This window comes from Rhodopseudomonas palustris, assembly GCF_003226555.1.
Lineage (GTDB): Bacteria > Pseudomonadota > Alphaproteobacteria > Rhizobiales > Xanthobacteraceae > Rhodopseudomonas > Rhodopseudomonas palustris_I.
Genome location: NZ_QKQS01000032.1, coordinates 39641 through 61721, shown reverse-complemented (window position 1 = coordinate 61721; position 22081 = coordinate 39641). Strand labels below are relative to the sequence as shown.

Annotated in this window: 16 protein-coding genes and 1 other RNA gene; 12 read left to right on the top strand and 5 right to left on the bottom strand. The window is 66.0% G+C overall.

Features of this window, described 5'->3' with window-relative positions; translation table 11 throughout:
- The first annotated feature begins 35 nt into the window (after window positions 1-35).
- Window positions 36-1085, top strand: a complete 1050-nt coding sequence (arsB, locus tag DNX69_RS22975) for an ACR3 family arsenite efflux transporter (protein ID WP_110788330.1) — start codon at window positions 36-38, stop codon at window positions 1083-1085.
- Here arsB and DNX69_RS22970 read toward each other — a convergent pair.
- On the bottom strand, window positions 1082-1714 hold the full coding sequence (locus DNX69_RS22970; protein ID WP_110788329.1) for an HAD-IA family hydrolase: 633 nt from the start codon (window positions 1712-1714) through the stop codon (window positions 1082-1084). The two genes, arsB and DNX69_RS22970, sit on opposite strands and share 4 nt — an antisense overlap.
- A gap of 176 nt (window positions 1715-1890) precedes the next feature.
- On the opposite strand from DNX69_RS22970, the gene DNX69_RS22965 reads away from it, so the two are divergent.
- Window positions 1891-5364 carry an autotransporter outer membrane beta-barrel domain-containing protein gene (locus DNX69_RS22965; protein WP_110788328.1) on the top strand — a complete coding sequence of 1158 codons (3474 nt, stop codon included), beginning with the start codon at window positions 1891-1893 and terminating at the stop codon, window positions 5362-5364.
- A 33-nt stretch (window positions 5365-5397) separates the two neighbouring features.
- Here the strand turns inward: DNX69_RS22965 and DNX69_RS22960 are convergent, their stop codons facing one another.
- The gene (locus DNX69_RS22960; protein ID WP_110788327.1) at window positions 5398-5637 is read right to left on the bottom strand and encodes a hypothetical protein; all 240 of its coding nucleotides are present in this window, start codon (window positions 5635-5637) and stop codon (window positions 5398-5400) included.
- A gap of 193 nt (window positions 5638-5830) precedes the next feature.
- On the opposite strand from DNX69_RS22960, the gene DNX69_RS22955 reads away from it, so the two are divergent.
- Together DNX69_RS22955 and DNX69_RS22950 are read left to right on the top strand one after the other, a co-directional pair.
- Window positions 5831-7786: a methyl-accepting chemotaxis protein gene (locus tag DNX69_RS22955; protein ID WP_110788326.1), complete on the top strand. Its 1956-nt coding sequence runs from the start codon at window positions 5831-5833 to the stop codon at window positions 7784-7786.
- 224 nt (window positions 7787-8010) lie between these two features.
- The gene (locus DNX69_RS22950) at window positions 8011-9252 is read left to right on the top strand and encodes an extensin family protein (RefSeq protein WP_110788325.1); all 1242 of its coding nucleotides are present in this window, start codon (window positions 8011-8013) and stop codon (window positions 9250-9252) included.
- Between the two features lie 10 nt (window positions 9253-9262).
- Here the strand turns inward: DNX69_RS22950 and DNX69_RS22945 are convergent, their stop codons facing one another.
- Complete coding sequence (locus tag DNX69_RS22945; RefSeq protein ID WP_110788324.1) at window positions 9263-9904, bottom strand: TetR/AcrR family transcriptional regulator; 642 nt, start codon at window positions 9902-9904, stop codon at window positions 9263-9265.
- A 183-nt stretch (window positions 9905-10087) separates the two neighbouring features.
- On the opposite strand from DNX69_RS22945, the gene DNX69_RS22940 reads away from it, so the two are divergent.
- The 3 genes from DNX69_RS22940 to DNX69_RS22930 all read left to right on the top strand — a co-directional run bounded on the left by DNX69_RS22940 (window position 10088) and on the right by DNX69_RS22930 (window position 14042).
- Entirely contained in the window at window positions 10088-11368 is a 1281-nt protein-coding gene (locus DNX69_RS22940) for an HlyD family secretion protein (RefSeq protein WP_110788323.1), read from the top strand.
- Between the two features lie 150 nt (window positions 11369-11518).
- Window positions 11519-13114, top strand: a complete 1596-nt coding sequence (locus DNX69_RS22935; protein WP_110788322.1) for a DHA2 family efflux MFS transporter permease subunit — start codon at window positions 11519-11521, stop codon at window positions 13112-13114.
- A 475-nt stretch (window positions 13115-13589) separates the two neighbouring features.
- Window positions 13590-14042, top strand: a complete 453-nt coding sequence (locus DNX69_RS22930; protein ID WP_110788321.1) for a hypothetical protein — start codon at window positions 13590-13592, stop codon at window positions 14040-14042.
- 40 nt (window positions 14043-14082) lie between these two features.
- Here DNX69_RS22930 and rnpB read toward each other — a convergent pair.
- Both rnpB and DNX69_RS22920 read right to left on the bottom strand, forming a co-directional pair.
- Window positions 14083-14514: RNase P RNA component class A (gene rnpB, locus DNX69_RS22925), an RNA gene on the bottom strand.
- 62 nt (window positions 14515-14576) lie between these two features.
- Complete coding sequence (locus DNX69_RS22920; RefSeq protein WP_110788320.1) at window positions 14577-15443, bottom strand: N-acetylmuramoyl-L-alanine amidase; 867 nt, start codon at window positions 15441-15443, stop codon at window positions 14577-14579.
- Between the two features lie 502 nt (window positions 15444-15945).
- Here DNX69_RS22920 and rsmH point away from each other — a divergent pair.
- The 5 genes from rsmH (at window position 15946) to DNX69_RS22895 (ending at window position 22079) form a co-directional block, all read left to right on the top strand.
- On the top strand, window positions 15946-16944 hold the full coding sequence (gene rsmH, locus DNX69_RS22915; RefSeq protein ID WP_110788355.1) for a 16S rRNA (cytosine(1402)-N(4))-methyltransferase RsmH: 999 nt from the start codon (window positions 15946-15948) through the stop codon (window positions 16942-16944).
- Window positions 16944-17324 carry a cell division protein FtsL gene (gene ftsL / locus DNX69_RS22910; RefSeq protein WP_207803182.1) on the top strand — a complete coding sequence of 127 codons (381 nt, stop codon included), beginning with the start codon at window positions 16944-16946 and terminating at the stop codon, window positions 17322-17324. Before rsmH ends, ftsL begins: the two co-directional genes overlap by 1 nt.
- An 11-nt stretch (window positions 17325-17335) precedes the next feature.
- Window positions 17336-19075: a peptidoglycan D,D-transpeptidase FtsI family protein gene (locus tag DNX69_RS22905; protein ID WP_110788319.1), complete on the top strand. Its 1740-nt coding sequence runs from the start codon at window positions 17336-17338 to the stop codon at window positions 19073-19075.
- Window positions 19076-19185: 110 nt separating this feature from the next.
- Window positions 19186-20643 carry a UDP-N-acetylmuramoyl-L-alanyl-D-glutamate--2,6-diaminopimelate ligase gene (locus tag DNX69_RS22900; RefSeq protein ID WP_110788318.1) on the top strand — a complete coding sequence of 486 codons (1458 nt, stop codon included), beginning with the start codon at window positions 19186-19188 and terminating at the stop codon, window positions 20641-20643.
- Window positions 20640-22079, top strand: a complete 1440-nt coding sequence (locus DNX69_RS22895; RefSeq protein ID WP_110788317.1) for a UDP-N-acetylmuramoylalanyl-D-glutamyl-2,6-diaminopimelate--D-alanyl-D-alanine ligase — start codon at window positions 20640-20642, stop codon at window positions 22077-22079. Before DNX69_RS22900 ends, DNX69_RS22895 begins: the two co-directional genes overlap by 4 nt.
- The last annotated feature ends 2 nt before the right edge of the window (window positions 22080-22081 follow it).

Here is a 22081-nt window from a genome sequence, read left to right as displayed (position 1 = left end):
TCAAAGAAATCATCGGTTCGCCAAAAGGGCCCCCCATGTCCACCTTCGAACGCTATCTGACGCTGTGGGTCGCGCTGTGTATCGTCGTCGGCATCGCGCTCGGGCATCTGATGCCTGGGGCGTTTCAGGTGATCGGGGCGGCGGAGATCGCCAAGGTCAATCTGCCGGTGGCGGCGCTGATCTGGCTGATGATCATTCCGATGCTGGTGCGGATCGACTTCGCCGCTCTGGGCCAGGTGCGCGAGCACTGGCGCGGCATCGGCGTGACGCTGTTCATTAACTGGGCGGTGAAGCCGTTCTCGATGGCGGCGCTGGCGTGGCTGTTCGTCGGCTGGCTGTTCAGGTCGTATCTGCCGGCGGACCAGATCAACTCCTACATCGCCGGCTTGATCATCCTCGCCGCCGCGCCGTGCACCGCGATGGTGTTCGTATGGTCGAACCTGACCAAGGGCGAACCGCATTTCACCCTGAGCCAGGTCGCACTGAACGACACCATCATGGTGTTCGCGTTCGCGCCGATCGTCGGTCTCTTGCTCGGCCTGTCGGCGATCACCGTGCCGTGGGACACGCTGGTGCTGTCGGTGGTGCTGTACATCGTGGTGCCGGTGATCATCGCGCAGGGCTTGCGGCGCTGGGCGCTGGCCTCGGGCGGTGAGGCGACCTTGCAGCGGCTGCTCGGCGTGTTCCAGCCGCTGTCGCTGGTGGCGCTGCTGGCGACGCTGGTGCTGCTGTTCGGCTTTCAAGGCGAGCAGATCATCCGGCAGCCGCTGGTGATCGCACTCTTGGCCGTGCCGATCCTGATCCAGGTGTATTTCAACGCCGGGCTGGCCTATCTGCTCAACCGGCTCTCGGGCGAGCAACATTGCGTCGCCGGGCCGTCGGCGCTGATCGGCGCCAGCAACTTCTTCGAACTCGCGGTCGCCGCCGCGATCAGCCTGTTCGGCTTCGAATCCGGCGCCGCGCTCGCCACCGTGGTCGGCGTGCTGATCGAGGTGCCGGTGATGCTGACGGTGGTGGCGATCGTCAACCGCTCCAAGCGCTGGTACGAGGCCAGCGCTTCGGTCGAAGCGAAGCCGACGGCTTAGCGCAGCTTCAGCCCGGTGGCGGCTTCGAGTTCCGCGATTGCCTGTTCGCCGCTGGTCACCTTGATCGTGGTCATGCCCATCTCGCGCGCCGGCTTCAGGTTGACGCCGAGATCGTCGAGATACACGCATCGCTTCGGATCGACGCCGAGCTTGTCGGTCATCATCTCGTAGATCTTGGGATCCGGCTTGCGCAGGCCGATCTTGGCGGATTCGATGACGTGGTCGAACAGCGCCATGACTTCGGCGACATACAGCGTCCGGCCCGACGCCGAGCCAATTGCGTTGGCCGGCAGATTGTTGGTGATGCAGCCGGTCTTGTGGTTCTGCTTGATGATCTTCAGCGCCTCGACCATCTCGGGGCGCAGCGTGCCGGACAGCAGCGGCAGCACGTCGCGGCCGCGCACTTCGGCGCCGAGCGCGCGGGATTCTTCGGCGAACAGCGCATCGAACGTGTCGAGATCGATCTCGGCGCGCTCGAATTTGGCCCAGGCGTTCTCGAAATGATTGGCGGCGTTGGTGCGGCGAATGATGTCGATCGGCAGCCCGCGCTCGGTCTCGAACCGTGCAAACGCCTCGAATGGCGAGCTCGTGAGCACCCCGCCGAAATCCCAGATCACCGCCTCGACCATCGCGTTCCGTCTCCCCGCTGTTGTTTGCGGGAGCGCTAGCATGCGTCGGCGGCGGGGACCAGCCTGATCGCCGATGTGGGTTCCAATAATGGTTCCTATTTGCATCCCAATCCTGAACCTTTAGGCTGTTTCCTGAATCGGGTCGCCAATGACCTGAGAGGTGACGGGGCGGTTGCGTGCAGGTTCGTGGAATTGGGGAACTGAGGTCGGGGGCAACGGATCGGGCGGCGAGAGCGCGAAGGCGGATCTTGCTTTCATCGCTGCTGGCTTCGACGGCGCTGGTCGCAATCACCATGCCCGCGTTGTCCCAGCAGGTCTGGGTCGGCGCAGATCAGCTGTACAACACCCCCTCGAATTGGAGTGGCCCGGCCACTGTTCCAGACACCGGGGACACTGCCGTCTTCCGCAACAACGGCGCGTCGACGTCGACGTCGATCGTGCTGTACACCACGCGCAACCCCGACGGTTTCACGTTTGAAGCCGGAGCGCCGGGCTTCCTCATCGGGGTTTTGTCCGGTGGCCAGCTCAATTTCAACGGCGCCGGCATCGTGAACAATTCCGGCACCACGCAGCAGCTGATCATCGGTTCGGGCAGTCAGATCGATTTTCGGGGCAGCAGCACCGCCTCAGATGTCAAGATAACGAACACCGGCGGGACACTGCTCTTTAGCCAGACGTCGTCGGGCGGGACGGCGGAAGTGGTCAGCAATGGCGGGGATCTCGGGCTGCGGACCACCACGGGTTCGATCTCGATCGGATCGCTGTCGGGCAGCGGGACCGTGCAGGCGACGGCGGCCGGCGTGCCGGTGCAGAGCCTGACGGTCGGCAGCCTTAACACCTCCACGGAATTCTCGGGCACATTCGTTGATAACGGTGCAAAATTCGCGCTGGGTAAGACCGGCACCGGAACGCTCACCCTGACGGGTGACAGCTTCTACACCGGCGGCACCACGATCTCGGGGGGAACGCTGCAACTCGGCAATGGCGGCATCAGCGGCTCGATCACCGGCGACATCACCAACAATGCGACGCTGGCCGTCAACCGCAGCAACGGCACCAGCCTCGGCGGCGCGATCTCCGGGACCGGCAATCTGGTCAAGCTCGGCGGCGACATCCTGGCGCTGCTCGGCAACAACACCTACACCGGCGGCACCACGATCTCGGCGGGCACGCTGCGGGTCGGCAACGGCGCCACCAGCGGCTCGATCGTGGGCGATGTCGTCAACAACGGCGTGCTGCAGTTCAATCGACACGATTCGATCGGCTTCGGCGGCGCGATTTCGGGGAGTGGATCGCTCGAGAAGATCGCGGCGGGTACGCTGACCCTGACCGGCGCCAACACCTACACCGGCGGCACCACGATTTCGGCCGGCACGCTGCAGATCGGCAATGGCGGCACCACCGGCTCGATCACCGGCGACGTCGTCAACAATGGGTCGCTGGTGTTCAATCGCTCGGATGCGGCGGGCTTCGGCGGCGTGATTTCCGGCACCGGCAGCGTCACCAAGCTCGGCAACGACGCGCTGATCCTGCTCGGCGAAAACACCTACACCGGCGGCACCACCATCAGCAGCGGATTTTTGCAGGTCGGCAGTGGCGGCACCACGGGATCGATCGTCGGCAACGTCGTCAATAACGGGACGCTGGAGTTCGCCCGCTCGGACGCCCATACGTTCAGTGGCGCGATGTCCGGCACCGGCAATCTGATCAGCTTCGGCGGCAGCGTCGGCAGCGGCGTTTTCACGTTGACCGGGGCCAATACGTACACCGGGGGCACGACCGTCTCCAGCGGCACACTGCAGATCGGTGACGGCGGCACGTCGGGTTCGATCGTCGGCGATGTCAGCAACAGCTCGACGCTGGCGTTCAATCGCTCCGACGCGACCAGCTTCGGCGGCGCGATTTCCGGCAGCGGCAATCTGATCAAGCGCGGCGCCGGCAATCTGTCGCTCGCCGGCATCAGCAGCTACACCGGTGCCACCACGGTCGAGGCCGGCACGCTCAGCGTCAACGGCTCGATCGCGTCGTCGTCATTGACCACGGTGAATGCCGGCGCGGCGCTGGGCGGCAACGGCACGGTCGGCACCACGCTGATCAACGGCGGCACGCTGGCGCCGGGTAATTCGATCGGCACGCTGAACGTGAGCGGCAACCTGACGCTGACGGCGGCATCGAGCTACATGGTCGAAGTGTCGCCGTCGAGCGCCGACCGCGTCAATGTCAGCGGCACGGCGACACTCGGCGGCGCGACGGTGAATGCGTCGTTCGCCAGCGGTGGCTATGTCGACCGACAATATACCATCGTCAACGCCACCGGCGGCGTGGTCGGCACTTTCGGCGCGCTGGTGAACACCAACCTGCCGTCCGGCTTCAAGTCGAGCCTCGGCTACGACTCCAACAACGCCTATCTCAATCTGGTGCTCGACTACACGCCGCCGACGCCGCCCGGGCCGCCAACGCCGCCAGTGGTCAACAGCGGTCTCAATGCCAACCAGACCCAGGTCGCCAATGCGCTGACGAGCTACTTCACGCGTACCGGCAGCATTCCGATCGTGTTCGGCGCACTGACCCCGAGTGGGCTCAGTGCGGTATCGGGCGAGACCGCGACCGGCGCACAGCAAGCGACGTTTGGCGCCATGACGCAGTTCTTGGGCGTGCTGACCGATCCGTTCGGCAACGGCCGCGGCTCAGCGAATGCGACCTCCGGCGCCTTGCCGTTCGCCGATGCCGGGCAAGCCGGTTCGGCCCGTGACGCCTATGCGATGCTGACCAAAGCGGCCGCGCGCACCCCGTTCGCGCCGCATTGGAGCGTGTGGGGCGCCGGCTTCGGCGGTTCGCAGACCACCGACGGCAATGGCTCGCTCGGCTCCGCCAGTTCCACCAGCCGGCTCGTCGGCATCGCCGCCGGCGCCGATTACTGGCTGTCGCCGCAGACCGTTGCCGGCTTCGCTATGGCGGGCGGTGCGACGCAATTCGGTCTCGCCAACGGCCTCGGCTCGGGGCGCTCCGACCTGATGCAGGTCGGCGGCTTCGTCCGCCACAGCTTCGGCGCCAGCTATCTCACCGCGGCGGCGGCCTATGGCTGGCAGGACATCACGACGGAGCGGACTGTCGTCGTCGGCGGCTTCGATCAGCTTCGTGCCGACTTCAATGCGCATGCTTATTCGGCCCGTGTCGAAGCCGGCCATCGCTGGGTTGCACCGGCGCTCGGCGGCGTCGGCCTCACGCCTTACGCCGCCGCGCAGGTCACCGCTTTCGATCTGCCGGCCTATGCGGAACGGGCGGTGGGCGGCAGCAGCGTGTTCGCACTCGACTATGCAGCCAAGACCGTTACCTCGACGCGCAGCGAACTCGGCCTGCGCAGCGACAGGTCGTTCGCGCTGGACGGCGCGCTGCTGACGCTGCGGGGCCGAGCGGCATGGGCGCACGAATTCGACGTCGAACGGTCTGTCACCGCCACCTTCCAGGCGCTGCCGGGCGCCAGTTTCGTCGTCGGCGGCGCCCGCCCGGCACGCGATGCGGCGCTGACCACGGTGTCGGCGGAGGTGAATTGGCTGAACGGATTCTCGGTCGCAGCCGCGTTCGAAGGCGAGTTTTCGGACGTCTCGCGCAGCTATGCGGGCAAGGGCGTGCTGCGCTATTCGTGGTGATCGCTGCGGCGGGCATCTGCCGCACCCGACCGCTCAATGCATGGTCTTGCTGCTCTTGAGGAACGGCCGGCGGGCGGATTCGTGTTTCTCGTAGAGCTCGAGCCAGCGGCAGTCTTCGGGCCGGACCCACTCATTGCGCGTGACCTGCGGCAGCGGCATGCTCTTTCTGATAATTTCCTCCAGGCGGAAATATTCGGCGGTTTCTTCCGCCGTCAGCCCGATCAGCACCCGGTTCCCGAACCGGTCCAGCTCGTAGTCGTCGTCTTTGATCATGCGGTTAGGTGACCACGCCTTTCGGCCCGGTCAACGCGATTACGTTCTTAACCTAACCGATCAACCTTACTTCGTAGCTCAGGTAGTCCGAATTCGTGGCTCTACGAGGTAAGCGTTAACCGCTTCTTGTAGGCTTGCACTTAGTTGTGAGCACAACGGATCACAAGCAGCGCCCAGAGAAGGACCCGCACAGATGCTCAACTCGATTTCGGCCCGGATGATTTTCGCTATCACGCTGGTCGCGATCGGCTCGTGCGCGGTTTTGGCCGGCTTCAGCGTCTGGCGGCAGCAGGCGACGATCGACGTCGCGCTGGAGCGCGAACTGCGCGCCGACTATGCCAACATCACCGCGGCCACCGAAGCCGAGACGCGGACGACGCTCGCACTCAGCGATAGTCTGGCGGCGTTGCAACCAGTGCGTGAAATGACCAAGGCGGGCGATCGCGCCGGGCTGATGAAGCTGCTGAAAGAAGGCCGCGACCTCACCACGCAGCGCGGACTGTCTCTCTACACGATTCAAATCCCGCCTTCGTCGACCCTGATCCGAATTCATAATCCCGAGAAGTTCGGCGACGACGTCTCGGCGCGTCGCAAGATGGTGGTGCAGGCGATGACCACCGGCCAGGCGGTCGGCGGCATCGAGCCGGGCCTCGATAACCTCACCGTGTTCGGCACCACGCCGATGGTCGAGAACGGCAAGGTGATCGGCACCGTCGATATCGGCGCGCCGTTCGGCAAGGCCTTCGTCGAGCGGATGAAGGCGCGGTTCGGTGTCGACGTCGCGATCCTTCAGCTCAACGGCGACAAGGTCAACGTGATCGCCTCGAGCCTCGCCAAGCCCGGCACCGACCTCGCAACCCTGCGCCGTGCGTTCGGCGGCGAATTGGTGATCGAAAAGGGCGAGGCCGACGGCAAGGCGGTGGCCACCACCTTCGGTCAGATCAAGCGGTTCTCCGGCGATCCGGTTGCGGTGCTGCAGATCGTGCGCGATGCCAGCGCCTACGCGGCGCTGGAACGGCAATCGATGCAGTGGCTGGCGTTCGCGGCGATTGCCGCCGTGCTGGCGGCTGCCGCGGTCGCGGTGTGGCTCGGCCGCGGCATGGCGAAGCCGATCCAGGCGCTGGAAAGCGCGATGCGCGCCATCAGCAGCGGTCGTCACGACGTCGAGGTACCCGGTAAGGGCCGCCACGACGAGATCGGCTCGATGGCCCAGGCGGTCGAAGTATTCAAGGAAGGGCTGATCGAGACCGGCCGCCTGCGCGCCGCGCAGGACGAACAGCGTATCAGCCACGAGAGTGAGCGGCGCAAGGCGATGCACGAACTGGCGGCGCGGTTTGAAACCGGCGTCGGCAGCGTGGTCACGCTGGTCGGCTCGGCCGCGACCGAACTGCGCGGCACCGCGGATTCGATGGTCGGCACCTCGCGCGAATCCGAGCGCCGTCTGGTGGCGGCGACCGCGGCCTCGTCGCAGGCGACGTCGAATGCACAAGCCGTCGCGGCTGCGGTCGAAGAGTTGGACGCCTCGATCACCGAGATCGGCAACCGGGTCGATCAGTCGGCGCGGGTCGCCAACGAGGCGGCGAACCAGGCCGGCCGGACCAATGACGAGGTGAGGGGGCTGGCCGAAGCGGCGCAGAAGATCGGCGAGGTGGTGACGCTGATCAGCGACATCGCTTCGCAGACCAACCTGCTCGCGCTGAACGCCACGATCGAAGCGGCACGCGCCGGCGATGCCGGCCGCGGCTTCGCCGTGGTCGCCGCAGAAGTGAAGGCACTGGCCGAGCAGACCTCCAAGGCGACCGAGGAGATCACCACGCAGATCAATTCGATCCAGCAGGCGACGCAGTCGTCGGTGCATGCGATCGAGGGCATCACCGGCACGGTGGCGCAGATCAACGAGATCGCCGCCGCGATCGCCAGTGCGGTGCGCGAGCAGAGCTCGGCGACCCGCGAGATCGCCCACAACGTCGCCGAAGCCGCGCGCTCCACCACGGAGGTGTCCGGCAACATTGCCGGCGTCAACGAGGCCGCCCGCGAAACCGGTGTGGCGGCGACCCAGGTGGTCGAGTCGGCGTCCGAATTGTCGCGCAGCGGCGAGGCGCTGAGGACTCAGGTCGAAACCTTCCTGCGCGAAGTGCGCGCCGCCTGATCAGACGAGCGTGTTTTCGAGCGAAGCCGACACCGGTTGGCGTGCCGAATACGCCTCACAGCGAAAGACAAGAGCCCCGGTTCCGACGCGATCGGAATCGGGGCTCTTGCGCATGACGACATCGCGGCGCCGCGGACGTAACTGTCCGCGCGCGGCGTATCGTTAACAAATCGTCGCCCGATACCGTTCAATTCTCTTTAATCAGATTGGTGGACTGTGCGCGGATGACGCGCGGAGTTCGTTTGTATCTCGTCGGCTCCTTCGTGCTCGTCTCGCTTGCGGGATGCGGTCGCGGTCTGTTTCAGATCGCCGAACGCGAACCGTGGCGGGCCGAGGCCGAGATCGCATGCCTGAAATCGGGCGCGGTCCGAGAAGGCCCGGATTTGGTGCGGATCGATCCGATCTCCGGTCCCGGTGTGTGTGGCGCCGAGTTTCCGCTGAAGGTCGCTGCGCTCGGAGAAAGCGGTGCGATCGGCTATGCCGACGATCTGCGTCCGCCGGGTGCGATCGGTGGCACCGCGCAGCAGCCACGCTGGCCGGCCGGCCAGCAGCCCTACGGTGCCTACAAGGCGCCGGCCCAACGCAGCTATCAGGAGCAGCCGCGCGCCGGCTACGGCACCAACGCCGGTGCCGCGCAGCCTTACGGTGCGGGCGCGCCGGGCTATGGCCGCGGTAGTGCGCCGGTGTCCCTGAATGCGCCGGGTGTGGTGCCGGCCCACCCGGACAGCGATCTGCCGCCAGAGGGCGAGCCTGCGGCCGAACGTCCGCCGGCGGAGAACGTCACCGGCTATCCGCAGGATCGCAACTACTCGCCGAACTCGCACTATCCGAACGACGCCGAGCGACCGCTGCCGCGGCTCGGGCCGGGCCAGCAGGCCGGCATCACCGGCTCGGTCGGGCCGGTCGCAATCAAGCCGACCGCGACGCTGGCGTGCCCGATCGTCTCGGCGCTGGATCGCTGGCTGGTGGAAGCGGTGCAACCTGCGGCGATGCGCTGGTTCGGCGTGCGGGTGGTCGAGATCAAACAGATCTCGGCGTATTCCTGCCGCGGCATGAACGGCAATCCGAACGCGCACATCTCCGAACACGCTTTCGGCAATGCGCTCGACATCGCCGGCTTCGTGCTGGCCGACGGCCGTCGCATCTCGGTGAAGAACGGTTGGCGCGGTCTGCCGGAAGAGCAGGCGTTCCTGCACGACGTGCAGGACTCGGCGTGCCGGGTGTTCAGCACGGTGCTGGCGCCGGGCTCGAACGTGTATCACTACGACCACATCCACGTCGATCTGATGCGCCGGCGCAGCCAGCGCACCATCTGCAAGCCGGCCGCGGTGTCCGGCGAGGTGATCGCGCAGCGACTGCAGCAGCGCAATCCTTACGCGGCGAGCGGCTGGAACGGGCCGACCGGCTCGATCGGCCGCGCAACCGGGCGCAAGGCAGTGGATCGCGACGAAGCCGAGGACGATTAGTCCAAGCGGCTTAGTTGCCGGGCTTCTTCCGGTAGGTCGCCAGAAACATCCGGGTCGCGCTGTCGACGACTTCGGCGATATGTTCGGCCGAGGGCGCGCCCATCGTCTGGAAGATGTACGGCAAGAACAACGTCGCCTGGCACAGCTTGGTGAATTGCGCCGCGGCGAGATGGCAGTCGTCGATCTGCAGCGCGCCGGCTTGCACCTGCTGCTGCAGATAGCGGGTGAACTTGCCGAGCGAATTGGCGATGACGCGCTCGTAGTAATGGCGGCCGACGTCCGGCATCCGTTCGGCGATCGCCATCACGGTCCGGATCGCGGAGGCGCCACGCGGATCGCAGAGCAGCTTGATATAGGCCTCGCCGAACACCTTGAGAGAGGTTTCGACGTCGAGATCCGGCGAGAACTCGAATGCCAACATGCCCTGTGCCACGCTCTCCTGTTCCATGATCTCGCAGAACAGCGCGTTCTTGTCGGCGAAATACACGTAGAGCGTGCCTTTGGAGACCCCGGCCGCGCGGGCGATCTCGCCCATGCTGGCGCGGTCGAAGCCCTGCTCGAGAAACACCGTGCGGGCGCCGTCGAGGATCTGGCGTCGCTTGGCGCTGTCCTCGTCGTTGTGAATCGGCACCGCCGACGCTGTTGCAACCATTGGTTCAGCCTGTCCGGTAAATTCAGTCGAGATAGGGTGAGAGCGGAATTGCTCTAATGCTACCCTTCTGTCGGCAGATTATGTTGACCGAACCGTTCGGTCAATGGTAGTTGAGGGTGCCAGCTCGGGCTACCGTCGGGCTGGTCGTTTTTTTGTCGTGCGAGCTGAGTTCAGGAGAACCCGATGTCCGGACGCGACCAAGCTGCCCGCGTGCTGCGCTCCGAGCCGGAAAACGGGGAGGCCGTCCCGGCCGCCGGCGCGTCGCCGCATCCGGCTGCGCCGCAAGGTGCGCCGTCGCAGGCCGACGCGCTGCGATCGCTGCTGGAAGATCCCTCGACCCTGAAGCTGGCCGATCCGCCGGAGCCGGAAGCCGAGACCGAGCCGGTGGCACCGGCCGCGCGTCCTGGCACCGCCGCCAAGCCGCCGAGCAAGAAGAAGTTCGTGCTGATCGGCGTCGGCATCGCGGCGCTGGCCGCGCTCGGTTACTTCGGCACCGAGTACATGCTGGTCGGCCGCTTCATGGTCGGCACCGACGACGCCTATGTCCGCGCCAACAACACCACGCTCGGGGCCCGGGTTTCGGGACACCTCGCCGCGATTCTGCCGCGCGACAATTCCGAGGTGAAGGCCGGCGACGTCGTGTTCCGGATCGACGACGGCGACTACAAGATCGCCGTGGACTCCGCGCGCGCCAAGATCGGCACCCAGGAAGCCACCATCGCCCGGATCGGCCGCCAGATCACGGCGCAGCAGAGCGCGGTGGAGCAGGCGCAGGCGCAGCTCGACTCCGCCGAGGCCGCAGCCAAGCGCGCCGCGCTGGATTTCGATCGCCAGCAGGCGCTCTCGACCAAGGGCTTCGCCTCACGCGCGGTGTTCGAGACCTCGCAGGCCAGCCGCGACCAGACCGTCGCCTCGGTCGCCGCCGCGAAGGCCGCGTACGATGCCGCCCGCGACAACGTCGAAGTCACCAAGGCTCAACAGGCCGAAGCCCGCGCTCAGCTCCTCGAGCTGCAGAGCGCGCTGGCCAAGGCCGAGCGCGATCTCGCCTTCACCAGTGTACGGGCGCCGGTGACGGGTGTGTTCTCCAACCGCCTGGTCAATGTCGGCGACTACATCAATGCCGGCCAGCGCATGGCCAATATCGTGCCGCTCGACGGCGTTTATATCGACGCCAATTTCAAGGAGACGCAGCTGCGCCGGTTGAAGCCGGGCCAGAAGGTCGCGATTTCGGTCGACGCGTTCTCCAGCCGTAAGATCGAAGGCACGGTCGACAGCCTGTCGCCGGCTTCCGGCCAGGTGTTCACCCTGCTGCCGCCCGACAACGCCACCGGCAACTTCACCAAGATCGTGCAGCGCGTCCCGGTCCGCATCCGCGTCCCCGCCGACGTCGCGCGCGAGAACCTGCTGCGCGCCGGCATGTCGGTGTACGTCGACGTCGACACGCGGACGGGCGAGGCGAAGTAGTTCCTTTCTGTCAGCGTCATTGCGAGGAGCAAAGCGACGAAGCAATCCAGCGCAGTGCACCGAGCCCTGGATTGCTTCGCTTCGCTCGCAATGACGGAAACTCTCTTCGAATCTTGACGGCCCTTCGGGGCGGGCGCTGAGAACGCAACGATGTCCGCGACCACCACAGCAGACACCCGGGCCGCCGCGGCGCCCGCCGAACCGTCCGAGCACGTCCCGGCGAGCCGGCTGATCGCGTTCCTGATCATGGTGTTCGGGATGTTCATGGCGATCCTGGACATCCAGATCGTCTCGGCGTCGCTGTCCGAAATCCAGGCCGGCCTGTCGGCGTCGTCGAGCGAAGTCTCGTGGGTGCAGACCGCGTATCTGATCGCCGAAGTGATCGCGATCCCGCTGTCCGGCTTCCTGTCGCGCGCGCTCGGCACCCGCAATCTGTTCGCGATCTCGGCGGCCGGCTTCACCTTTGCGAGCTTAATGTGCGGCTTCACCTCGACCATCGCCGAGATGATCGTGTGGCGCGCGATCCAGGGCTTCCTCGGCGCCGGCATGATCCCGACCGTGTTCGCCTCGGCCTATACGGTGTTTCCGCGCAGCAAGTTCAACATGGTCGGCCCGATCATTGGCCTCGTCGCGACGCTGGCGCCGACCATCGGGCCCACGGTCGGCGGCTACATCACCGATCTGATGTCGTGGCACTGGCTGTTCTTCATCAACGTCGTGCCCGGCGTTCTGATCACCATCGGCGTGCTGGCGCTGGTCGATTTCGACGAGCCGCATTACGAGCTGCTCGATCACTTCGACTGGTGGGGCCTCGGCTTCATGGCCGGCTTCCTCGGCTCGCTCGAATACGTGCTGGAGGAGGGGCCGCGCAACGACTGGTTCAACGACGAGTCGATCTTCATCTTCGCGATCGTTGGCGCGGTGTCGGCGGTGGCGTTCTTCTGGCGGGTGCTCACCGCGCGCGAGCCGATCGTCGACATCCGCGCCTTCACCGACCGCAATTTCGCGATCGGCTGCATGTTTCAGTTCTGCGTCGGCATCGGACTGTACGGCCTGACCTACATCTATCCGCGCTATCTCGCCGAAGTGCGCGGCTACAGCGCGCTGATGATCGGCGAGACGATGTTCGTCTCCGGCATCGCGATGTTCTGCACCGCGCCGATCGTCGGCCGGCTGATGGCGCTGGTCGACATGCGGATTCTGGTCGCCGTCGGTCTGTTGCTGTTCGCCGGCGGCACCTGGCAGATGACCTGGATCACCCGCGACTTCGATTTCTACGAGCTGCTCTGGCCGCAGATCTTCCGCGGCGTCGGCATGATGATGGCGATGGTGCCGGTCAACAACATCGCGCTCGGCACGCTGCCGCCACACCGGGTCAAGAACGCCTCCGGCCTGTTCAACCTGACCCGCAACCTCGGCGGCGCGCTCGGGCTGGCACTGATCAACACCGCGCTCGACAACCGCACCGACTTCCACATCTCCCGGCTGCACGACAAGGTGAACTGGGGCAACGCCCAGGCGGTCGAACTGCTCAACACCTTCACCCAGCGCTTCCAGGGCATGGGCGACGCCTCGATGATGGCGCTGAAACAGCTCACCAACATCGTCCACCGCCAGGCGGTGGTGATGAGCTACGGCGACGCCTTCTTCCTGCTGACGGTGTTCTACCTCGGCCTGACCACGCTGGTGTTCCTGCTGGCCAAGCCGGCCAACCCGATGGCCGCGGCGGGCGGCGGGGGGCATTGAACTGCTCTCGTCAGTTGCGTTCTCTGCGGCTGGCGGAGCAGCTCGTATTCTAGTTACCCACGAGGTGCGTCGAGCCAAGGGAAGCTTTGGGATAAAGATCGGCGAAGGTCCTACTAGATAGTAGGATTGCGAGCTATTGGCGTTTGGAGCGGCTTGTGGATAGCCGGGACAACCCAAATCTATCTAGCCAGCAGTTGGAGATCAATGCGAGCTTGTTATTACCGACGAATCAAGTTTGCTGGATTGCGCACTAGATTAGTCTGGTGGTGAGCAGGACGTCGCATTGAGAGAAGGGAAAGACTATGAGTTCGGACGACGAAAAGATCTTCGGGACGAATTCCATCGGGGATATCTCGACTAATTCGTTGACTACCTCGCACCTTTTCAAACCGGTCAAGTCTGACTCGTCCCCAGCTCAGCAATCGCAGCCAGCGTCGGAAGTGGCTCCCAAGCCGCCGAAAAAGCAAGAATAAATATGCCTTATGCGGATGAGGTGAGCTATCTGGCAAATATTACTGCAATTTTGGCGCTTCTGATTGGCGTCGTCGCACTATGGTATGCTGGTCGGCAACTCGATCTGGCGCGTAAGGCGGGGTCAGCGACGGCGCTTATTGCTCTTGCTCAATCGTTTCGGAGTGGGTGGTACTTGGTGCGGACGTCAAAGAATGATGATGAACGAGGTTATCACTTTGCCGACCTCATGAATGAGCTTGAGATCGCTTGTGCTGTCATTCGCGACGAAGTGTTTTTCGATAAGTCCAAGGATTTATTGGAGTGCTATCTGCTTGATGTGTTTGATGGAATTGAGCGTGACGAGCAAACTTTGGCGTTGTTGCGACCTTGCTTGGCGGATGCCACGACATTCGAGAACATTCGCGTCTTTTTGAGAAATCATCGCAAATCAGCAGAAGCGTTCGTGCCGAGCTAGGGCGAAGGGCCCGACGTTTCCGCCGAGCCCTTCATGAAGAAGTATCAGCCGGCCTGTAAGCCGGGTTCTGGAGAGCACCGCGTCCTTGCGGACGTGATACGCGACGGCCATTCCTCTGGGACGCTGTTTGCACAGCGCCTCGAGCAACCTACCCGGACGGCGGGTTTGACATCACCCTGCGGAGTTATCGCTGCGAGCAGCGAACTATCCGCGATGCCGTCCCTATTCGGTTTTGCTCCCGGTGGGGTTTACCATGCCGTCTCCGTTGCCGGCGACGCGGTGCGCTCTTACCGCACCTTTTCACCCTTACTTGCCCCCGCCCCGAAGGAAGGGGGAAGCGGTTCGTTCTCTGTGGCACTTTCCCTGGGGTCGCCCCCGCCGGACGTTATCCGGCACCGTATGTCGATGGAGCCCGGACTTTCCTCCCCCGCAGCCTTTCGGCCCTAGCGGGAGCGGCCGTCCGGCCGACTGACGCGGCAAGCCATGCGGGCTCGGGCCGTGATCGTCAAGCTGCAAGTGGTGTGGAGGAAGCGCTCAGCCCAGCGCCGCGATGGCGCGGGCTTCGACCGGGAGGCGGTCGAGCAGCGTGTGCAGCGTCGCCAGCGTCGAGGCGTCGGCGATGCCGTCGACCTTCTCGGGGCGGAAGTGACGCTGGAACGCGGTGACGACGTCGTTGGTGGCGTGGTCGTAGCTGCCGTTCACCGGGACGCGGTAGCCGTAATCGGCGAGCGCCTGCTGCATCAGCCGCACTTCGTCGCCCTCGGCGCCTTGCTGCAGCGCCGGCCCGGGCACGATCCGCGCCGGCTCGACCCATAGGCCGACGCCGGAGGCGGCGAGCGAGCGCCACGGGAATTTCTCGCCCGGATCTTTCTTGCGGGCCGGTGCGACGTCGGAATGGCCGACGACGCGATGCGGTGGCACGTCGCGGCGCAGGATGATGCCGCGGCACAGCGCGATCACCGCCGCGATCTGGCGCAGCGGGTAGTCCGGATAGCCCCAGTCGTGGCCGCGATTGATGATCTCGATGCCGATCGAGCAGGAGTTGATGTCTTCCTCGCCGGCCCAGCAGGCGAGGCCGGCGTGCCAGGCGCGCTTGGACTCCTGCACGCATTGCAGGATGCGGCCGTCCTCGAGCACGACGTAATGCGCCGAGACTTCGGTGCCGGCCTTGCACAGCCGGGTCAGCGCGCCTTCGACGTCGGGCATGCCGGTGTAGTGCAGCACGATCATGTCGGGCCGGCGCGCCTTGTTGCGCTCGCCGAAATTGGGCGACGGCAGCACGTCGGACACCATCGACGAGTCGGGCGTGAAGGTCTGCATGGACGAGATGCCCTTGGGCAAAGGGAGGGCACGTCGACGTTTCGACTCCGGACCAGCGGACGCTAACGAACCTGACAACATCGGACGACTCAATACTGGCAGGACCACGGCGAGGCGGAGCGGCGCCGGCTGCAACTTCCAATTTACTATCTGAGTCCCTACGGCTTCCTGCAACGCGCTGTATTCACGATTTTGCCATTTTCTGTGGACGAGGCCGGGTTCCTTCATCTTGCAGCGCATCGCGATGCAGTGACGAAACGCCGCCTGCTCCCCCGCGCGGAATGACCGGGCAGCCGTCAACGGTTTCTTAAGCGTAAGCGCCGTTACTGAGGGGTGAACAGCCGGTGTCAAATTGCCGGCAAAATCTCCTGTGACGCCCCATAAGCCGATGGAAATCAACCAGATTTCTTACGGAGAGCTAGGTTCGTCGGCCGTCTTGGCCGGCTGGCACAGCGCTCTGTCGGCGGATTGGGACGAGGCGAGGCACGATGCGCCCATTGCCCTGCAGCAAGCCGACGATCAGCCGGGCCGGTTTTCGCACGATGCGGACCGGACGTGGCTCTGGCGCGGCCGGGGCGATCGCATGACGTCTTCCGACGCGCGCCATATTCCGGTGCTCGGCCCCGAAGCGGTCGGTCTGCTCGCGCCGCGCGACGGCGGCGTCTATGTCGACGGCACGTTCGGGGCCGGCGGCTATACGCGGCTGATCCTGCAGACCCCCGGCAGCCGCGTGATCGCTATCGACCGCGACCCGACTGCGATCGCTGGCGGCGCCGAGTTAGTGGCCGAAGCCGGCGGTCGGCTGACGCTGGTGCACGACCGGTTCTCCAATCTGGCTGACGTGTGCGCCGGGCAGGGCGCCGATAAGGTCGACGGCGTGGTGATGGACATCGGCGTGTCGTCGATGCAGCTCGATCAGGCCGAGCGCGGCTTCTCGTTCCGGTTCGACGGGCCGCTCGACATGCGGATGGGGCGGGACGGGCCGAGCGCGGCCGATGTCGTCGCGCGCGCCTCCGAAACCGATCTCGCCAACATCATCTACATCTTCGGCGAGGAGCGCTATTCGCGCCACGTCGCCCGCGCCATCGTGGCGGCGCGCAACGAAGCGCCGATCACCACCACCAAGGCGCTCGCCGACATCGTCGCCAAAGTGGTGCGCGCCAAGCCCGGCGAGATCCACCCGGCGACCCGCACGTTCCAGGGCCTGCGGATCTTCGTCAACGAAGAGCTCGACGAATTGCATCGGGCGCTCGACGCCGCCGAGCGCGCGCTGAAGCCGGGCGGCCGGCTGGCGGTGGTGTCGTTCCATTCACTGGAAGACCGCATCGTGAAAACCTTCCTCACCGCGCGCAGCAAGACCGGCGGCGGCTCGCGCCATCTGCCGGAGCTCGCGCAGGCGGCGCCGAGCTTTACGCTGCTCGGCAAGCGGCCGGTCGTTGCCGGCGATGCCGAAGTCGCGGCCAATCCGCGCGCCCGCTCGGCCAAGCTGCGCGGCGCCGAGCGGACCCACGCGCCCGCGCACCCCGCCGGCGATCTGCCGGGATGGCCGACGCTCGCCAGCGTGATGAGGGCCGGCCGATGATGCGCCTCGTCCATGTGCTGGTGATCGGCATGCTGGTGTTCGCCGCGGCCTATGTTTACCGCATCAAGCTGGAATCCACCGTGCGCACCGAGAAGGTGCTGCAGCTCCATGCCGAGCTGCGCAAGGAGCGCGAGGCGATCGCCCGGTTGCGCGCCGAATGGGCCAAGCTGGACTCGCCGGGCCGGCTACAGGGGCTTGCCGCCCGGCACCTCAAACTGAAGCCGGTCGCCGCGCGCCAGTTCGATGCACTGAAGAACCTTCCCGAGCGCCCGCCGGCGGTCGTCGATCCCAACGCTCCTGATCCGATCGCCTCGATGATCGAAAAGATCGACCCCGACATCGTCACCGGCTCTCTGCCGGCTCCGGAGCCCGCCCAGTGACAGATTCCACGATGCCGCTCGTCGGCCACCACATCAAATGGCGCCAGCGCCTGATCCGCAGCCTGATCTACGGCAGCGAGGTCGACCGCGACGCCAAGGCGCGGGCGCGGGTCGGGCTGGCGATGATCGCGTTCGCGGCGGTGTACGGCGTGATCGCGTTCAAGCTGGTGATGATCGCGGTGATCGGTGACGGCCATGGTGCACGGCGCGGCGTATCGCAGGACGCGGTCGCCACCGCACGGCCGGACATCGTCGATCGCAACGGGCAGATCCTCGCCACCGACGTCAAGACGCCGTCGCTGTTCGGCGAGCCGCGCCGGATCATCGACCAGGACGAGGCGGTGGAATTGCTCACCGCGACGCTGCCCGACCTCGAAACCCAGGAGGTGCGCGAGCGGCTGGCGTCGAAGAAAGGTTTCGTCTGGCTGAAGCGTGAAATCACCCCGCGCCAGCAGGCCGAGATCAAGAAGCTCGGCATTCCCGGCATCGGCTTCCTGCGCGAGAACAAGCGCGTCTATCCCAACGCCGCCGAAGTGTCGCACCTGATCGGCCTGGTCAACATCGACAACCAGGGCATCGCCGGCATCGAGAAGTGGCTCGACAGCAATGGCCTCGCCGACCTGCACCGCGCCGGCTTCGCCTCCGACCGGATGCAGCGGCCGATCGAGCTGGCGCTCGACGTCCGCGTCGAGCATGCGCTGCGCGACGAACTGCTGAAGGCCAAGGAGAAGTTCAGCGCCAAGGCGGCGTCCGGCCTGGTCTCGGACGTCAACACCGGCGAGATCGTCGCAATGGTGTCGCTGCCGGACTTCGACCCGAACAATCCGAAAGAGGCCAACGACCCCGACCGGATCAACCGGCTCACCACCGGCGTCTACGAGATGGGTTCGACCTTCAAGACGCTGACGCTGGCGATGGCGCTGGACAGCGGCAAGGCGACGCTGAGCTCGATGTACGACGCGCGCGCGCCGCTGCAATACGGCAAGTTCAAGATCCACGACGACCACCGGATGGGGCGCTTCATCTCGCTGCCGGAAGTCTTCACCTATTCGTCCAACGTCGGCGCGGCCCGGATCGCGCTGGCGCAGGGCGTCGAGGCGCACAAGGCGTTCCTGAAGAAGATCGGCCAGCTCGACCGGCTGCGCACCGAGTTGCCGGAGAGCGCCTCGCCGCTGGTGCCGAAGCGCTGGGGCGAACTCAACACCATCACCATCTCGTTCGGTCACGGCATCGCGGTGGCGCCGTTGCAGGCGGTGATGGGCATCAACGCCATGGTCAACGGTGGCTATCTGATTCCGCCGACCTTCCTGAAGCGCACCCACGAGGAGGCGATGAAGGTCGCCAAGCGGGTGATCAAGCCGGACACCAGCGAGAAGATCCGTTACCTGATGCGGCTCAACGCCGAGGTCGGCACCGCGCGCCAGGCCGAGCAGATCGCCAAGGGCTACTATCTCGGCGGCAAGACCGGCACCTCCGAGAAGGTCATCAACGGCCGCTACGCCAAGAAGCAGGTATTGAACTCGTTCACCGCGATCCTGCCGGCCGACAAGCCGAGATACCAGGTGCTGGTGATGCTCGACGAGCCGAAGGGACTGCCGGAGACCCACGGCTTCATCACCTCGGGCTGGAATGCGGTGCCGACGGGCGGCAAGGTGATCGAACGAATCGCGCCGCTGCTCGGAATCGAGCCACGGTTCGACCTGCCGCCCCCGGACCGCCTCATTCTTGCGGCATCGCGGGCCGGCCAATAGCCGCGCGGATTGCCGCGCCGGCGGCACTCCTGTCGTTTTGCGTGGCGCCCCGCTTGCGCTAAAAGCCTCGCAGGCGTGAGAACATCTCTCGAATCGGACGCCCGAGGACCATGAAGCTCCGCGACCTCTTCAGCGACGAGGCCGAGATCGCCGCGCCGGCGGCCGACCTCGCCATCGGCGGGATCGCCGTCGACAGCCGCGCGGTGAAACCGGGCGATCTGTTCTTCGCGCTCGCGGGCGCCAAGACCGATGGCGCACGCTTCGTCGCGGCGGCAATTGCGGCCGGTGCAGTGGCGATCGCAGGCGAGCATCGGCCCGAGGGCCAGCTGGCGGTGCCGTTTGTGCGGCTCGCCAATCCGCGCCTGGCGCTGGCGCTGGCCGCGGCACGGTTCTATCCGCGCCAGCCGGAGGTGATCGCCGCGGTCACCGGCACCAGCGGCAAGACCTCGGTCGCAGCCTTCACCCGGCAGATCTGGCAGCGGCTCGGCCATGCCTCCGCCAGCATCGGCACCATCGGTCTGGTGACGCCGACGCGCAGCGTGTACGGCTCGCTGACCACGCCGGACCCGATCGCGCTGCATCGCTCGCTCGACGAGATCGCGCGCGAAGGGATCACCCATCTGGCGCTGGAAGCCTCCTCGCACGGGCTCGATCAGTTCCGCCTCGACGGCGTCCGCGTCGCCGCCGGCGGCTTCACCAACCTGTCGCGCGACCACATGGATTATCACCCGACCATCGCGCACTATCTCGATGCCAAGCTGCGGCTGTTCCGCAATCTGGTGCAGGACGGCGGCGCGGCGGTGATTTCCGCCGATCATGACTGTTCGGCGCAAGTGATCGAAGCGGCGCGGACCCGCGGTCTGCGGCTGATCGCGATCGGCCGCAACGGCGATCCGGGCGCGGGCATCAAGCTGATCGACGCCGCAGTCGACGGCTTCGCGCAGCGGCTGACGATCGAGCACGAGGGGCGGCGGTCCACCATCAAGCTGCCGCTGGTCGGCGAATTCCAGATCGAGAATGCGCTGGTCTCGGCCGGTCTGGTGATCGGCACCGGCGGCGACGCGGCGGCGAGCTTTGCCGCGCTCGAACATCTCGAAGGCGCGCCGGGCCGGCTCGACCTGGTCGGCGCCCGGGGTGGCGCCCCGGTGTTCGTCGACTACGCGCACAAGCCCGATGCGCTCGCCAAGACGCTGCAGGCGCTGCGGCCCTATGCGAAGCGCAGGCTGGTCGTGGTGTTCGGCGCCGGCGGTGACCGCGACACCGGTAAGCGGCCGCTGATGGGCGCGATCGCCGCCGAGAACGCCGATGCGGTGATCGTCACCGACGACAATCCGCGGAGTGAAGATCCCGCTGCGATCCGCGCCGCAATTCTCGCGGCCGCGCCCGGCGCGCGCGAGATCGGCGACCGCGCCGAGGCGATCCGCATTGCGGTCGATGAACTGCAGCCGGGCGATGTGCTGCTGATCGCCGGCAAGGGACACGAGATCGGGCAGATCGTGGGCGACACGGTGCTGCATTTCAGTGATCACGAAGCCGCGCACGCGGCGTTGTCAGCGAGCGCCGCATGAGCACAGAACCGCTATGGACCTCCGACGCGATGGCGGAGGCGATGGCCGCGGCGCCGAGCGGCACGCTGCCGCGCGACGTGTTCGGCATCTCGATCGACAGCCGCACGCTCGCACCCGGCGACGCATACTTCGCCATCAAGGGCGACGTGCATGACGGCCACGACTTCGTCGCCGCGGCGCTGAACGCCGGCGCGGCGCTGGCCGTGGTCGAGAAGGCGCAGCGCGACAAGTTCGCCGCCGACGCGCCGCTGCTCGTCGTCGACGACGTGCTCGAAGGCTTGCGCCGACTCGGCATCGCGGCGCGCTCGCGGCTGCCTGCCAAAGTCATCGCGGTCACCGGCTCGGTCGGCAAGACGTCGACCAAGGAGGGCTTGCGTGCTGTGCTCGGTGCGCAAGCCCCGACCCATGCGTCGGTGGCATCGTTCAACAATCATTGGGGCGTGCCGTTGACGCTGGCGCGCTGTCCGGCCGGTGTAAACTACGCGGTGTTCGAGATCGGCATGAACCACGCCGGCGAGATCGAACCCTTGGTGAAGATGGTGCGGCCGCACATCGCCATCATCACCACGGTCGAACCGGTGCATCTGGAATTCTTCTCCGGCATCGAGGGCATTGCCGATGCCAAATCGGAGATCTTCGCGGGACTGGAGCCCGGCGGCATCGCGGTGCTCAACCGCGACAACCCGATGTTCGACCGGCTCAGCGCCAACGCGCTGCGCGCCAATGTCGGGCGCATCGTCACCTTCGGCACGAATGCTGCGGCCGATGCGCGACTGCTCGACGTCGCGCTGCACGCCGATTGCTCGGCGGTGCACGCCCGCATTCTCGGCCACGACGTCACCTACAAAATCGGCATGCCGGGCCGGCACATGGCACTGAATTCGCTGGCGGTGCTGGCTGCTGCGGAGCTTGCCGGTGCCGATCTCGCGCTCGCCGCCTTGGCGATGTCCCAGGTCCAGCCCGCATCCGGTCGCGGCGCGCGCAAGCCGCTGTGGATCGGCTCCGGCGAAGCCACGCTGATCGACGAAAGCTACAATGCCAATCCGGCCTCGATGGCGGCGGCGCTCGGCGTGCTCGGCGGCGCCGAGATCGGCGCGCAGGGGCGGCGGATCGCGGTCCTCGGCGACATGCTTGAACTCGGCCCGACCGGACCGGAGCTGCATCGCGTGCTGGAAGCGGCGGTCCGAGCCAATGGTATCGATCTGGTATTTTGCTGCGGTCCATTGATGCGCAATCTGTGGGACGCCCTTTCCTCCGGCAAACGAGGCGGCTATGCAGGCGATGCGGCCGGACTCGAATCCCAGGTCGTCGCCGCGATCAGAGCCGGCGACGCCGTGATGGTGAAGGGTTCGCTCGGATCACGCATGAAAACGATTGTCACCGCGCTCGAGAAGCGCTTCCCCGGCAAGGCCGCGCGCGACGGCGCAGCGGTGTAAGG